This window comes from Rosistilla ulvae, from assembly GCF_007741475.1.
Taxonomy (GTDB): Bacteria; Planctomycetota; Planctomycetia; order Pirellulales; family Pirellulaceae; genus Rosistilla; species Rosistilla ulvae.
Genome location: NZ_CP036261.1, coordinates 6,856,860 through 6,872,056 on the forward strand (window position 1 = coordinate 6,856,860; position 15,197 = coordinate 6,872,056).

Annotated in this window: 14 protein-coding genes; 5 read left to right on the top strand and 9 right to left on the bottom strand. The window is 57.6% G+C overall.

Annotated elements, in window-relative coordinates; all coding sequences use genetic code 11:
* Window positions 1-88 precede the first annotated feature (88 nt).
* On the bottom strand, window positions 89-1,051 hold the full coding sequence (locus tag EC9_RS24210) for a YybH family protein (RefSeq protein ID WP_145348583.1): 963 nt from the start codon (window positions 1,049-1,051) through the stop codon (window positions 89-91).
* Between the two features lie 412 nt (window positions 1,052-1,463).
* Between EC9_RS24210 and EC9_RS24215 the strand changes: the two genes are divergently transcribed.
* From EC9_RS24215 to EC9_RS24230, 4 genes are all read left to right on the top strand, one after another.
* Window positions 1,464-1,910: a DUF3302 domain-containing protein gene (locus EC9_RS24215; RefSeq protein ID WP_246105853.1), complete on the top strand. Its 447-nt coding sequence runs from the start codon at window positions 1,464-1,466 to the stop codon at window positions 1,908-1,910.
* Window positions 1,911-1,921: 11 nt separating this feature from the next.
* Window positions 1,922-3,295, top strand: coding sequence for an HlyD family secretion protein (locus tag EC9_RS24220; RefSeq protein WP_145348584.1), 1,374 nt, complete (start codon window positions 1,922-1,924; stop codon window positions 3,293-3,295).
* A gap of 251 nt (window positions 3,296-3,546) precedes the next feature.
* Window positions 3,547-5,136, top strand: a complete 1,590-nt coding sequence (locus EC9_RS24225; RefSeq protein WP_145348585.1) for an efflux transporter outer membrane subunit — start codon at window positions 3,547-3,549, stop codon at window positions 5,134-5,136.
* Window positions 5,137-5,148: 12 nt separating this feature from the next.
* Window positions 5,149-5,529: a hypothetical protein gene (locus EC9_RS24230; RefSeq protein WP_145348586.1), complete on the top strand. Its 381-nt coding sequence runs from the start codon at window positions 5,149-5,151 to the stop codon at window positions 5,527-5,529.
* 399 nt (window positions 5,530-5,928) lie between these two features.
* Here EC9_RS24230 and EC9_RS24235 read toward each other — a convergent pair whose 3' ends face one another.
* The 6 genes from EC9_RS24235 to EC9_RS24260 all read right to left on the bottom strand — a co-directional run bounded on the left by EC9_RS24235 (window position 5,929) and on the right by EC9_RS24260 (window position 12,674).
* Window positions 5,929-6,225 carry a type II toxin-antitoxin system RelE/ParE family toxin gene (locus EC9_RS24235; protein WP_145348587.1) on the bottom strand — a complete coding sequence of 99 codons (297 nt, stop codon included), beginning with the start codon at window positions 6,223-6,225 and terminating at the stop codon, window positions 5,929-5,931.
* Window positions 6,222-6,410 carry an addiction module protein gene (locus EC9_RS24240; RefSeq protein WP_218934399.1) on the bottom strand — a complete coding sequence of 63 codons (189 nt, stop codon included), beginning with the start codon at window positions 6,408-6,410 and terminating at the stop codon, window positions 6,222-6,224. Before EC9_RS24240 ends, EC9_RS24235 begins: the two co-directional genes overlap by 4 nt.
* A 143-nt stretch (window positions 6,411-6,553) precedes the next feature.
* Window positions 6,554-7,111, bottom strand: a complete 558-nt coding sequence (locus EC9_RS24245) for a hypothetical protein (RefSeq protein ID WP_145348588.1) — start codon at window positions 7,109-7,111, stop codon at window positions 6,554-6,556.
* A gap of 290 nt (window positions 7,112-7,401) precedes the next feature.
* A complete protein-coding gene (locus EC9_RS24250) occupies window positions 7,402-9,453 on the bottom strand; it encodes a hypothetical protein (RefSeq protein WP_145348589.1) in 2,052 nt (683 codons plus the stop codon).
* 48 nt (window positions 9,454-9,501) lie between these two features.
* Window positions 9,502-11,619: a serine/threonine-protein kinase gene (locus tag EC9_RS24255; protein ID WP_218934400.1), complete on the bottom strand. Its 2,118-nt coding sequence runs from the start codon at window positions 11,617-11,619 to the stop codon at window positions 9,502-9,504.
* A gap of 140 nt (window positions 11,620-11,759) precedes the next feature.
* Window positions 11,760-12,674, bottom strand: a complete 915-nt coding sequence (locus EC9_RS24260) for a DUF1571 domain-containing protein (RefSeq protein WP_145348591.1) — start codon at window positions 12,672-12,674, stop codon at window positions 11,760-11,762.
* 134 nt (window positions 12,675-12,808) lie between these two features.
* Between EC9_RS24260 and EC9_RS24265 the strand changes: the two genes are divergently transcribed.
* Entirely contained in the window at window positions 12,809-13,420 is a 612-nt protein-coding gene (locus EC9_RS24265) for a thymidine kinase (RefSeq protein WP_145348592.1), read from the top strand.
* Between the two features lie 160 nt (window positions 13,421-13,580).
* Here the strand turns inward: EC9_RS24265 and EC9_RS24270 are convergent, their stop codons facing one another.
* Window positions 13,581-13,895, bottom strand: coding sequence for a hypothetical protein (locus tag EC9_RS24270; protein WP_145348593.1), 315 nt, complete (start codon window positions 13,893-13,895; stop codon window positions 13,581-13,583).
* Between the two features lie 162 nt (window positions 13,896-14,057).
* A complete protein-coding gene (locus EC9_RS24275) occupies window positions 14,058-14,921 on the bottom strand; it encodes a hypothetical protein (RefSeq protein WP_246105854.1) in 864 nt (287 codons plus the stop codon).
* Window positions 14,922-15,197 lie beyond the last annotated feature (276 nt).

Sequence of the window (15,197 nt, forward strand, 5' to 3'; positions counted from 1 at the left end):
AAACTTATCGTCAGCAGGGTAAGGAGCGGCTGTTGGTACATGGGGATCTCTTTGATAGGCGAAAGTGCATTCAGCATCTACGGGATATTTAGCGTTCGGTCGGTTGGCTTGCGGCCGGTGGCGATTGGCGTTTGATGACCACCTCGTCGGTGTCGGGGATCGCGACGCCGCCGAGCGTACGTTGAATCGATTGCCAGACGCATGCGTTGTCGTCGAGTCGTGCGATTCGGATGAGCGACGTCGTTGGTGTTCCGTCGCCGGTCATTCCGATCATCTCGGCTGTCCATCCACGTTCATTTGGTGACCAGAGCCCCGAAGCATGGCCGCCATCGGGACTAAAGCTCCATGACTGCACACGTCCTTGAACCGGATTCCAGCCGATCAATTGCACTCCCGAGGTCTTTGTGCCATCGACATGCGTGGTCGTGTAGGTGCGTTGGACGAAGCTTTTGTCGGCCACCCAGCTGTAGACCGATTCAGACTGGTTTCCATGCTCTTCAGCGACCCAGGCACCAATCAGCCATTCGAAGTCAGCCATGCTTTGGCGAGTGATCGGCGTCTCGATCCACGTTTCTCGCACCGACGCCATCAACCACTTTCCATCGACCTTGGTGTGAACCGCTGTGTATTTGCTGACACCGGGAGCTCCCTGGGGAAGCGGAGCAACAATTGCGCGTCCATCTTCGATTGCGATGCTGTCGCTAAGAAACCGCAACGAGTCGATTGCGATTTGGATTTTCACATTGGGGTTCGCGGCAAAGAACTCGGAGTAGTCTTGCTCGATCGCTTCGCGTCCAACCATCTGCCGGCCGCTGGCATCGATATACTCACCCTCCTCGGTCCAAAACGCCGCGATCGCTTTGGCGTCTGCCTTGTTGAAGGCGGCCACAAACGCTTCGGATTCGGCGCGAATCGCGGCCTCCGAGGGATTCGGCGGCGCTGCCGATTTCTGACCCGTCGGAGCGATCGCTGGCTGCTGGGCAAAGCCTGCGGGTGAGTGGAGAGCACCCAGCATCGCAACCACGATGAAGGTCAGAAATCTGTGATTCATGATGTTGTCCTCGTTGTTTCAACGTTGGCATTCCGACATCGGATTCGAAACCAATCGCAATTTAGGGTACGGAATGCCATTGTTCCACTATTTGGGGATAAAATTAACGCGCCTCACATTTGCGGCACGTCGCCCTCTCAAGACGTAGCGACGCGAATGTGCCCCCATCGGCAGCATTGGCGACTCCGGGCTGGTCATTTCCAACGTTGGTGCTTCAACATACGAACACCGATAACCTTGGGCTCCCCAACACCAGGCAGACGCTCAGGGAAACTTGGTCTCGTGCCCCTCGTTTGCGCCGGCGCACCTCACAACTCGAATCGCTACAACCCGCCAGAGGCCTGTCGCTGGGTGGGGACGTAATGATCACGACGCCCGCGATGGCAGCTTCTACTCGCTATAAATTTGTTAGTTGATTAGATTATCAGGCTCGACGTGGGAGCCATCGGAAAAGTCGGATCGGCTGAGCACGCGAAGCTATTCTTCCATCGATAGGAGCAGAACAATCGACGTCTTCGACATATTTGCCTTTGCTGTATTTGGCGTTCTGCTAGCGGCGGTTGTGATCGTTGTGGTCACCCTGGGACAGCTGCCGGGCCAGATTGCCAAGCAACGCAATCATCCTCAAGCCGCGGCGATCAATGTCGCGAGTTGGCTGGGCGTTGCTACGCTCGGAATTCTCTGGCCGTTCGCCATGATCTGGGCGTATCTGAAACCGTTTCCTGCAGCAGCTAACGGAGCGAATTCCGATCGGGAATCGCAATCGTCCGCCAGCGGCGACGGGCAAGCTCAGCTTGCAAAAATGCAGGCGCAGGTCGATTCCTTGCAAGCTGCTCTCAATAAACTCAACGCCAAGTAGGATATGACGCCGTGATTGCTTTTATGTTGACGATCTACGTGGCGGTGGTGGTCCTGCTTTTTAAAATGAAGTTGGTCAAACCCAATCCCTATCCAATCGCCTTGATCTTGGTGGCGGGGGTTTTTGTGATCGGCGGGCCAGCGGTCGCCTGGACGTTGTCCGCTCCGGTGAGTCCGCGCGTCGTCACGACGCAATATGTTGTCCAGTTGGTTCCCTACGTGAAGGGGCAAGTTGCGAAGGTGCATGCCCAAGCCAACGTGCCGATGAAGAAGGGCGACCTACTGTTGGAGATTAATCCGACGCCTTATCAGAACGCGCTCGACCAAGCCACGGCCCAGCTGCAGGCATCCCGCGAGGGACTCAAACAAGCCGAGGCGGGAGTGGACGTCGCCAAGGCGAGTGTGGCAAGCGCGGCGGCTGGCGTGCAGCAAGCCACTGCGGCCGTCGGCCAATCGAAGGCTGTAGTTTCCAACGCGTTGGCGAGTATCAAACGAGCCAAAGCGGGCATCGCCAGCGCGGAAGCGGGAGTTTCCAAGGCCAAGGCGGCTGACGATTTGGCGAAGACCGAAGAACAGATTGCCGTGAACCTGCAGAAGACCGACGCCGGAGCGATCAGTGCGCTCCGTGTGACTCAGTCGGTGCAGAGTCGGCAAGCAGCGGACGCAGCCTTGCAAGCTGCGGAAACCGGAGTCAACGAGGCTCAAGCGGCACTGCTGCAAGCCGAAGCAGGACTCAGCCAATCCCAAGCGGCCGAGCAACAGGCGGCAGCCGGGCTGGTCGCCGCTCAAGCCGTCCAGCAGCAGGCGGACGCTTCGGAAAGTCAGGCGATGCTCGGCGTGAAGATCGCCGCAAGCAAGGTTCAAGCCGCCGAGGCGCAGGTCAGCGACGCCCAGTTCAATTTGGAGCAATGCAAAATGTTGGCCCCTGCGGATGGTTATGTTGTGAACTGGACGGTGCAGGAGGGGACGATGTTGGTCCCGATGCCGTTGGCGGCTGCCGGAACATTCATCAACACCGAACAAACGTTTATCGTCGCATCGTATCCACAAAACTGGTTGATGAACGTCGAGAGCGGGGATGATGTGGAATTGGTTCTGAATCCCTTCCCCGGCCGACTATTCAAAGGCAAGGTGGACCAAGTGATTCCGGCGACTGGCGAAGGCCAGTTTGACCCCAGCAAATCGGTTCCGCTTGCTTCGCAGGTTGGCTCTCATGGCTTCTTGGCTGTGAAAATCCTGTTGGATCAGGACCAAACGATCCCCAGTCTGCCGCTTGGTGCTGGTGGGACGGTGGCCATTTATACCGATCATGGCAAGCCGGTTCACATCATCTCCAAGGTCGCTATCCGCATGCAGAAGTGGCTTCTGTACATCATGCCAAGTTAACGCAAGGTTCTCAAAACTGGGCTTGGCCTGCGCGGTTAAGCGGGTTCTGCGGCGGCAAACTTTTCCTAGCTCATCAGCCGCTGGTGCGTTGCGTAGTTCTTGAGTATCGGTCTCAACCAGATCAAGAGAAGCAACCGATACGACCATCGAAGGTGAAACCGTAAAACGGGGCAGACCTGTATAACTGGGATGACCCGTCGCGTGCTTTGCACGATGCGGAGCTGACCGTGTTGGTGCGCAATGGATTCGCGATGAACGCTTTAACGTCACGCTCCTGTTTCAGGATGATGCTGGATCGCCGGTCGCTGCCCCAGTCTTTGGTGGTCGTTTGTGCTATCGGTTTGACGCTCTTGAGCGGTTGTTCGACGCCGCTGCGAGAATTTGTCGACAACGGGTTCAAAGTAGGCCCGGATTACCGTCGCCCGCCGGTCCCGTTGGCAAACCAATGGATCGACAGCGACCACGAAGGCGTTAACACCAGCTCGGTGAACTACAGCGATTGGTGGACCGTTTTCGAAGATCCCGTTCTCGATGGATTGATCGTTACCGCGTACCAACAGAACGTTAACCTGCGAGTTGCCGCAACGCGTGTGCTCGAGGCCCGCGCCCAAAAAGGGATCGCCGTTGGCAGCCTGTTTCCACAAAGCCAGTCGATCGACGGATCATTCACTCGTTCTCAGTTGAGTAAGAATGTTGCCGTGCCATCTCCGGTAAGCCACTTCAGTACGTGGAGTGCCACGTTTGGCGCGTCGTGGGAAATTGATTTCTGGGGCAAGATCCGTCGCATCGTTGAATCGACCGATGACGTCGTCGATGCCTCGGTCGATGATTACGACAACGTCATGGTGACGCTGATCGGCGACGTCGCATCGACCTACGTAACCTACCGAATCCTGCAGCAACAACTTTTGTATGTGCAGCAGAACATCACTCTGCAAGAATCGACGCTCAAGATCGCCACCGAGCGATGGAAGTCGGGGCAGACCAACGAACTAGGCACGGTCCAGGCCAACTCGCTGTTGGAACAATTGCGAGCGACGCAACCGACCATCGAGACGGGGATTCGCGTTTCTCAAAACCAGCTTTGTCTGTTGCTCGGCATGCCGCCAACCGATCTGGCGGAGATGCTCGGCACGGCTCCTATCCCCGAATCGCCCCCCGAAGTGCTCGTCGGCATCCCCGCCGATCTGATTCGCCGCCGGCCTGACCTTCGCGCAGCCGAGCGATACATCGCGGCTCAGAATGCGCAGATCGGTGTCGCGGAAGCCGATTTCTATCCTCAGTTTTTCATTAGCGGCGACATCGGTTACCAAGCCAAAGATCTCGATCTCCTGTTTGGTCCGCGCAGTGGTATCGGCCAGATTACGCCGGGCTTCAGTTGGAATGTGCTGAACTACGGACGGATCGTGAACAACGTCCGGCTGCAGGAATTCAAGACGCAAGAATTGGTGGCTGTCTACCAACAGAAAGTTCTGGTGGCGGCGAGAGAGGTGGAGAATGGCATCATCGATTACGTCAACTCGAAGGTGACCGCTGAGCGTCTCGAGGCAAGTGTCGCGGCAGCCGAACGCGCCGTGAAGTTGGCCACCGATCAATTTAATGCAGGTGTCATCGATTTCACCTCGGTCTTCGTCGCGGAACAGTTTTTGGTTCAGCAACAGAACCTGTTAGCTCAGGCCCAGGGAGATGTCGCCCTGGCGTTGATCACTGTCTATCGATCGCTCGGTGGCGGTTGGCAGTTGCGATTGTCCGACCCTGCGATTGCGACCGTGGGGATGATTGAAACGGTGCCGGCGACTTCCGTTGTGGTAGAAGCTCCCGAGCTCATAACGACAGAATAGGAAACAGATTCGATGACAAAAGCTTTGGTTTGTCTGCTCGGCTTTCTGACCGCGTGGGGCGTCGGAAACTTGGCCGTTGCTCAACAGCCGCCGCACGCGCCGGTCGACTCTCACACCCTGCCTTGTGATTCACTTGCAGGGACAGCGTGCGATTGCCGGACCAACGGCGACGCATGCTCGGGCAACTGCTTTCCGCCCAACTGCTGCTGCGATGACTACACTCCTCGTCCCTACCCTCGCTCTTGTTTCCCGGCCTATCCGTCGTGGTACAAGTGTGTTCCGGCGGGCGATGTCGCTTGTTGTCCGCAGGCTTGCGAACCCGAAAAGAAACGCACCTGGTGGTTTCTACCCACCTGCCATGCTCTGAAAGAAGCCCTCTGGCTCACCCCGTAGCGCATGCAAACGCCGTCCGTCGGCCGCTCCCGCAGTTCGCAACCTGCCCGAGGAGCGAAGCTCCGATCCTTTGCATAGCCCAGGTCAAGCGGAGCGAGCCTTGCGAGCGAAGTGCAGGCCTGGGGAACGGTGTCCGCTACGCTCAAAGCACCTCCGTAGCCGCGGATGCGGCGGCCGCATAAAGCCTACGGCGCCAGCCGTAGGAAGTGTTAGGGATAATCTCGACATGAGCCCCCGCAGGCGGCGACAGATTCAGCGCACCTGTCGCCCTTGCCGGGGCTTTTTAATGATTGCGGCTTGTCCGATCCTGCGGCTCGCGCCGCAGGCTTTATGCGATCGCCGCCTCCGCGGCTTGTGCGTTGCCCGAGGAGTGAAGCCCCAATCCTTTGTATGCGATGGTTATCCGAGTTGTAAACGATTCGCAATCCACCCAGGGTCGCGGCGCTCGTCAAGGATTGCGATGACCAAAATGGAGCCCGACTCGACTGCATAGTAGATTGCGAACGGAAAACGACTCGCCGACATGCAGTGGTAACCATGGCGCATCGCATGGACACCCCCGAGAAACGACAGGGAGCGAAGATCCGTGGTGAGCGATTCAAGAAAATGGTCACCAGCATGGCGGTCGCCGCCATCGTAGAACGCGACGCCATTCAGCAAGTCGCGTTCAGCTTCGCCTGAAAGCTGGACATTCACTTGCGGCCTTGTTTGATTCGCGAAACCACGTCGTCAAGCGATGAAAAGGTTGTTTCGCCATTCTCGACTCGGCGTTTCCGCTCAGCAAGGATTTCGCCGTGCCAGTCGGGGGGCGAATAATCTGCCGAGGAACGAAGCGAAGCCCAGAGTTGCTCCATAGCATCCAGCTTCTGCGCGGTGGTCATCGTTTCCAATGGAAGTTGCATTTGTGTCTCCGTATCAAGCGAGCGTTAAGTGTAGCACGAATAACGTTACGGTTCAGCGGGCCGGGAGAGTTGATCGTCCATCATCAAAACGCTTGCAAGCCCAGCTCCGTTGAAACCGATGGTTATCCCCCATTGCTGGCAGATGCGGCTGGGGTAACGTATTTTTCTACTAGTTCTGGGTGCGTTTGGGAAATATCAAAGACATATTTGTATACCAATTCTCGCACCAGTCGGTCAAATTCCCCTAGTTCGTTTTCGTCGAGGTGTAATGTGTCGTCAATTTGCAAATGGGGCATCGCCAATTCGAGGTTGTCCTCCATTGGCCTGATCAAATCCACACGATAATGCATCATTTCTTCATCGGAATGTGCAACTGTGGTGTTTCGCAGATCCATGATGCGTTTCTTTATTCGCTCATCAGCCGGTGAAAATCTGATTCCGGCCAGTCGAAAACTTGGGGTTGTACCGCCCCCTGAGACGGAGAATAGCCTTCCAAATGCAACTATTGCGGCGGACTCCAGCAGTTTGAATTTGCGAAGTGCAAGTCTGGGATAGGATTTTGAGAAGTCGCATTCCTCAAGCAGGAATTGGATCGCGGAATTAGCATGGTTCAAATCACGTATCGCGAAAACGAGTCGTTGCAATTGGGCTTCGCTTGGAAGGGGGCGGGAGCTGCTCATTGGCGATTTAGTTGGCGTGGATAACTTATGATTCTCAGTAGTTGGCCCGGCTGAGAATAGGTTTCATGCTCTGATTCTCGCTGACTCACCCCCATTTGCAACGCCCGACTGCACTGATGGCGTCACGCTCCACCAATACATGCTTTTCCAGAGCGCCTGGTCACTTCTCACGATACTTGCCCTCGCATCGACCCTGTCGGGAAGTGATCCTGCGGCGTCAGCCGTAGGAAATGTTAGGGACGACTTCTACGCGAACGAAGCGCCGGCGAAAAGTCTTGTGGCCGGTCGGCTCAGTCGCGCGGCAGCTTTTGGTGCAGCGAATCGAGGAACGACTGCCGCAGCTTCCAGATTCGGATGCTGGTGCTGTCCGATCGCCGCAGTGCAACCTTGGCCGTGGGAAGGACGTGTTCGCGGGGGCCGATCTGGATTTGTAGCGGTTCGATTTGATCGTCGATCCCGCGCGGTACGCCTAACGAATCGCATTGCACGGCGATGAAGTCGGCCAGCTGTTGCTGAGCGGCTTGCAATTCCATCGCCTTCAGCGCCCCGTGGCTGTTCCACGCGGTCACCAGTCCGGCGAATCCTGTGGCAAGCAACAGCTCTGCGATCGACGCGTGCATCAGGACCAGCGTCCCGCCGCCATCGACCGGGACCATCACCACCGCCGCAAACGCAGCGAACAGAGCGGCGACCGGCGTCAGGCCGTGCTGCAGTTTCTTGACCATCGACATCTCTTGCCACATCGCTTCGGCGGTCCGTCGCAATTGCTGCGGGTCCAATGCGGTTTGGTCTTCCGCGTCGAACCGCTCCACCGCGTGGTTGCAGATCTCGAGCAGTTGCGAATCGGGGATCTCGGTCCGCATCTGGCCAGTGAGGTCGTGTCGGCGATAGCTCTCGAAAAGTCGTTCGCCCGAGAGGACCGATCCCTTGGCTCCTTTGCGGAAATCGTCGCGAATCTGTTCCGCCTTCTTCTGAGCCGCTCCGGTCAGATTGAAACTCTGCATCAATTCGCTGGCCGAACGGGTCAGCTTGGATACGAAGCCGTTCATCTTCATTCCCAGCCGCGCATACCACGGTGCGGCTTGCGAAAACGCGTCGGTCAATTGGTGAATGATCCGCGCCGATTGGTGCAGCCGCAATTCGATGATCGCTCCGCTGGAAAAGTCGCGCCGCGCGAAAAACTCAAGCGATGCATCGCAGATCGCTTGCCGAGCCCGCCGCGCGTAGGTCGCTTGCGTTGCCGTTTGGTCGCGAAGGAAATCGACGCCATCGGACCAAACGCGTTCCGCCAATGAAGTCGCTTGCGATCGTCGGAACCCATCGAACAACGCCGATCGGTTCAGCCGTGTCGGCAGCGACGAGAGCAGCTGCGACGCATCGATCTGTTTCACCAAATCGGGCTCGATCGCGGAGGCTTCGAAGAAGACCGGCATCGGATCGTCTTCGGTTCCTCGATCCGCAACCTCAGGCACAAAGGTTTCGCTGGCGGGGATCTCAAAGTCGTATGCAAGATAGCTGGCGGTGATCCCGTGCCCACTGACCAGAGGCTGCAGATCTTCAAAGACCTCGTGCGGCCGATACTTGGGGCGGATCATGTTGATCGCCAGATAACGGCTAACTCCCGACATGCTGGTCGCCGCGACATCCAGCAGTTCGCCGACAGTGTTGGCTCGCAGCGAAGCGAAGTCGGTGACCATCACAAAGGCGGAACAGAGTGTTGCGGCGCGGCACAGCAGCGTCTTGCGAACCTCCAACGCACCGCGGCCAAACGCTTCGCTGGTCACGATGTCGGGGCAATCTAACAATCCGACGCAGGCTTTGTCCAATCCTGGATCGGTTGCGACCAACGGGATCGCCAGCGCATCGGCTTGTCCCTCGGCGTTGTTGTATTGTTCGTGCGCGGCCGCCGGATCGTCGGACAACATCTGCGGCGGCTGGCCAAGGGCTTCGCCCAGTCGCGACATCAACAGGCCCCAGACCTCCGCATCGGCTCGCCAGCTTTGTGGCAGCCAGAGGACAAACCGGTGCGTACCGGCATCGTTTGATTCACCGCGCAGCGACCGTTGCCGACCGGCGTCGCTCAAGAAGGTGCTGACCAAGCTGGTTTTGCCGCTGTTGAGCATCCCTGCGATCGCGATGATCGGGAAATCGGCAAGCTGCGCGGCGACCTCCAAACGGCGGCCGGCGGCGCGGATCTCGGTCAACCGATCGGGAGCCCATTGCTGCAGGGCATCGACAAAACTGATCCGTCCCGTGTCGGGGAAATACGATTCGATCGCCGCATGCTGCTGAGCGTCCTCGAGCAGTTCGCGGATCGGCGGCCATTCGATGCGAGACGTCATTGGGATCGGGCTGCTTTGTGGGCGGGCGAGAGGGAGACAGATTCCAGATCACCGCGATGCCGGTTGCTCTTGCGCCGGCCCGGTCAGCCGCGCGTCGAGCAGACCTTCGTTGTCGCCGTGGGTCGGAATGATCGTATCCTTCCCGCTCAGGATTGTCGATCGGCGTTGGCTTCCGGTGAACACGTCGCGCCACCACTGTTGGGCGACGTTTTGATTCCAATCCCCTTGGTCGGGACAGGCTTCCAACAGGTCGACGAGGTCGTCAACCGAATCGGGGCGATCGTTTGGATTCTTGGAAAGGCACTGCATGATCACCGCTTCGAACTTGCCGTCGATCGTTTTTCCCGCTCGCTCGCTCGGCAGCAGCGGTTCCTCCTGCACTTGGTTCAGGATCGCGTCGAGCGTTCCGGCGGCATCGAACAGCGGTTTGCCGGTGACCAGGAAATAGCCGACCGCGCCGATCGAATAGATGTCGCTGCGGGGGTCGACGCTTTTTGCGTTGCGGATCGCTTCGGGAGACATGTACATCGGCGTCCCGGTCAGCGATCCCTCGTGCGTCACGTTGGCGCTGTTGGGACTCGATTCTTTCACCAACCCAAAGTCCAGCAGTTTGGCGAAGTCGTAGATCCCACCACACTCGGTCAGCATAATGTTTCCCGGCTTGATGTCGCGATGGATCAGACCTTTGCCGTGAGCTTCGATCAACGATCCGCAGATCTGCAACAGAATCGCGATCGCTCGCGACGCTGGCAGTTCGCCATACTGCCGCACCAGTTCGCTCAAGTCGACGCCGTCGAGATATTCCATCACATAATAGAAATCGCCGTTTTGCGTTTGCCCGTAATCGAAGACCGCGATCGTGTGCGGGTTCTGCAATTGGCTGGTCAGTTCGACCTCGCGCTTGAAGCGATGCAGTCGCTGCGGGTCGCTCCCCTTCGTATCGAGCACCTTGATCGCAACGGGGCGCATCAACATCGCATGCTGCGCCTTGTAGACCGATCCCATCCCCCCAGCACCAAGAACTTCTTCGAGCCGATACTGGCCAAGCTTCCGAGCCAATCGATGCTCTTTGCTCGCTTGGCTTTCCGTCCTGCGGATCCGAATTGCGTTTGTCGCAACCATCGCCCCGGTCAACAACAGCAACGACAGCAGACCAAAATTCGACCACCGCAAAACGCTCAACGGTCGATAAGCTTCGTCGACCGGGATTTCGGTGGCGACCCCCATCCCGTACTCTGGCAACCAATTCCAGGCACCCAGCACTGGGACTCCGCGACAATCGTTGTAGCCGACGGTATCGACGCCGGTCCCACCACGGGTCGCATCCAACGCCATCCGCGTGAACGGTTGCTGATCCATTGGCTTGAGCGTTCGTTTCCCCGACCGCATGTCGACCTCGGGATCGCGCAATTGAACGTTCAAAACTGCCGAAAAAGCCGGGTCTTGCGACAGCAACCCCAACCCTCTCAACTCTTCCTCAAACCGACACCGCGAGATCATCATCCCTTCGCGATTGAAGGCGAACGTCTCCCCACTGTCACCGATCTGCGACGCCTTGAACACCGCCGAGAAATCGTTGTCGGGGGAGAGCAGGATCGCTAACACGACACCGCATCGCCCGTTGTCGTCGATGATCGGCGCGATCGCAGCCATCACCGCCGCGCCAGCTTCCCCTCCCTCTTCGCCACTTGCGATCGGAACGGGCGAGCGAAACGGAACACTGACCGTCGCCCGACCACCAACAGCGCGGTTCATCGCATCCGACGGCAACGGAAATCCACTGCGGCCAACCAACGTATCATCCCATGCAGCCAACACTACTCCAGCCGACGACTGCAGCGTCCACCCGACGTATCGATTGGAATCGACATTCCGAGCCAGCAAATTCCGCAGTTCTTGATAATGGGTATCCGTCTCGAGCACACGCGGCGAAAGCGCCCGCGAGGATGAACGGCGTTCAAAAGCGAGGGCTTGGGCACGAACCAAATCCGCGACCCTTTGGCAATACGATTCCTGGACACCGAACCACAACCGCACCGCCGACACACTGGAATTGCGGATCGTCGACAAGTGATTGCCGACCACTCCCATCGTCACATCGGCGACTTTCCCTTGAATCACGACTCCGGCGATCAACGCAGCGACCAGCAAGACCAGAGGAATCACCGCATTGACCTGCGGGCGACCTGCCGGGGAACCATCCGTCGAAGGAGGGCGAGCGAATTTGTGATTCAGATACGACATATTCAATCAGCAGACGGTGTTAGATTGACCGCAGCCTCAATGCTCCACTGGGGACAGACCAGCTACAGATTGATCCGAAACGCCGGGAAATCATACGTTTCATTGCTGGGGTCGAAGTCCGCGTCGCTGAGACCCACATTGGTTTCAATGTCAAAATACGTGTATTCCTCGAGAACCTCCGGCGATCCGTCGCGACCTTCTTCAGCCGCCCCCTTGGGCCAACCGTAGGCTGCATAGCGAAGCGGAATCTGTCGCTGGTTATCGATAAAAATTTCGGCGTATTGGAAATTTAATTCGTCGTGCGGCTGAATCAATTCGATGCGAATCTGTTGACACTCCCGATCGCCAACCATCTGCTCGGGGACAAGCGTCACCCGAACATCTGATTCCTGGAGATCGTTTTCTCCGCGAGCGATCAACTGTTCCACGAGATTGACCAAACCGATCTCGGTAATCGGATACAGATTGCCATCCATCGCTCGCTCGCTGCGAGGATCCAACGACGCCTGAGCAACGTTCAGCAGGCCGGGTTCATGGGCGATCAACCGGCCTTCGTTTTGATCTTCTGCCCAAATCACTTCCCTCCCCGCGACGCTTGGAGGCTGCAGAAATTTCAAGTAGACGCGCATCGGCGCAACGACCTGATCCTGTTCAAAGCGACGACACTGAACCTTGATCTCCATCTCGCTCTCGGCGGCTAAACGACCATCGATCCGCTCCCGCTTGACGACTCGACCGCGGTAATCGATCAGATTCGCACGCATCTCCGCCAACCCTTGCCGAGCGATCGTCAACGCCTCGGCCAGCGTCGACTCTTGTGCACCAGCGGCGATGTCGGCCATCCGTTCAGCCACCGGGACCGCGCCAACCGAATCGCTGGAGTCGGCGAGATCGCGCTTGTAACGCACCGCGAATAACAACGCGATCACCAGCCCTTGGCCGATGACGATCAACAGTAGAATCTGGTTTCGACTCATAGTTCCGTGTAAGCTTGGTCCCACAAATTTAATTCGCACAGTCCACCGACGGTTCGTCGGTATCGATGCCTATCGTACGCTTTACACTGCGCCAGCGAAAGATGCACCACTAACCCACCTTTACATCGGCAACCGTGGCAAAACTTTATTTCTACTACTCCGCCATGAACGCTGGCAAGTCAACCATATTGTTGCAATCCAGCTACAACTATCGCGAACGGGGTATGAACACGCTGATTTTAACACCCGAGCTCGATACGCGATTCGGCACTGGGAAGGTGAGTTCGCGGATTGGACTGGAAGCCGATGCGATCGTTTTTGATCAAGTCGAAAACCTCCACCACTGCGTCAAGACGCAAGTGGAAGTCGCTCCGCTGCACTGCGTCTTTGTCGACGAAGCTCAGTTTTTGACAGCCAAACAAGTGCGACAGTTGAGCGATGTCGCCGACCAGTTGGGCGTGCCGGTGATGTGTTACGGGCTGCGGACCGATTTCCAAGGCAAGCTGTTCGACGGCAGCATGCAACTGCTTGCCTGGGCCGATGTGCTGACCGAAGTCAAAACGATCTGCCACTGCGGTCGCAAAGCGACGATGGTCTTGCGGATCGACCAGCACGGAGCTCCGATCCAACAGGGAGACCAAGTTCAGATCGGCGGCAACGAACGCTATCTGTCGGTCTGCCGGCGGCACTTCAAACAGGGTATGGCGTCGCGACAAACCGATGAACTTCCATTCGATGAAACGTAATACCGTTCAACGAAGTGTAGTGGACGAGGTTACGAGTCCTTTTGAATCAGACCAAATCGCTGGGACTCGTAACCTCGTCCACTACATCCCGCCGCTGATTCTTTACGATGGTCCGAGGCTCCTTCGTTGAACGGTATTGCGATGAAACGCCGACCGATCGCTAGGCGATGTGATCGTCCGGTTCGCCGTTTAATTGGGGATCAACGCGATCTTGCCAACCAAGTTGCACCAGGTCTGCGCTCGTCGCCCAGCGGCTTTGCGGTCCCCACAGAGGATCGCTGCACTTGGGGCATCGCGCGTCGGATGCATCGGGATATTGATGCGGCGTCGTGACATCCGGTTCCAACCAGATCGATTCGCATTCGTCGCAGACCACTAAACCGTGAGGCTCGTCGGTTCCCAGGCCGCAGATTCGAATTCCCAACAGGCCCGCACCGCATCGCGGACAATAATCGATCGAATAATGGGGCGTCATCAATGCAGTCTCCAGGAAACGTCGCCGCAACACGTGCGGAATGGGCGTTGAAATTTTGTGTGGTGAGAGAAATCGACAGGCTTTCGCCGCAGGGGTCGATCCGGCAATCGACGTCGGGAACAACAGGATTGGTTTCGACGAGCTCCGGCTGTTTCGGAGGCGCTACAACGGATAAGCGGTGATCACGCGATCGCCATCCAACACGATTCGCACGCGGCGAGCCATCGGTTTCCGCATCCGATTGCCATCGCGGCCGCCGATGTATCCGACCCGCTTCCCCATGTCGACGGTGTAGATCGTGCGGCCGTCGTCTTGGGTCTTAGTTGTTCCATGACCTCCCTTGCTCCCTTTTTCATAAGCCTGATCCAGCACCAACAGCGTCTTTTCCATCCCGCCATCAAAGACGCCGTGCTTTCCCGGTCGGCTCGGTTGATCGGCGGTGTGCCGCTCCAAATGCTTTAACCGATGCCCTTCTTGGCTCCCCGGTGTGTAACGCAAACCGGCGGGGGACATGTAGGTATCCCGGCCGATCGATTTTAAGATCCCGTACTTTAGAGAGGGATCCGATTTTGCAGTCGACGTTTTTTCAGGTGCCGATTTTGTCGGCGACAGTTTGGCATCGTCGCTCTTGCTGCTGCGATTGAACTGCGACAGCGGACCGCTGCCGGTTTGGGGAGCCGCCGACTTCTGCGGGTCCAACTTGGACGAACTCTCGCCAGCCGCAGCCCCTTCATCGGCAGCAGTTTTGGTCGGCGAATCAGCCCGTCCCGAGGTGACTTGAATCTTGGGAGCTGTCGACTTGGACGGAGCATCGGTCGTTTTGATCGAACGATCAGCATCCGCGACCGCGGGAGCGTCGGCACCGGCGTTGAGCGGAATCTTCGGCAGGTCGATTCCCAGCTGCTTGCTGAGGATCGGCTGCAGCAGCGCGTACAGAACGACCAGGATGCCGATCGCTCCACCGCCAGCGGTCAGCTTTGTCGGCGACTTGCGGCTGGAAGAGGATTTTGAAGTGGTGTCGTTCATCGAGCTCTATAGGGATATATTCGAAAAGCATGGGTGGAATCGGTCGCTTCATCCTATGCCAGCCACCACGCCCGGGAAAGTCTCGCAAAGCTGAAACCACCCAATGAAGCGATGCACGCCGATTCCAATCCGCCCGATCCTTGCATTCGGACCTCCCCGAAAAACCAGCTTGGCAATCGCTTCCCAACCGTCCGTTAGTTCGCCGGGTGGGTGCACATTCGCCGCCCCTCACAACACCCTACACCCTCCCTCAAACGAAGTTTGAAGGGGAGGGTC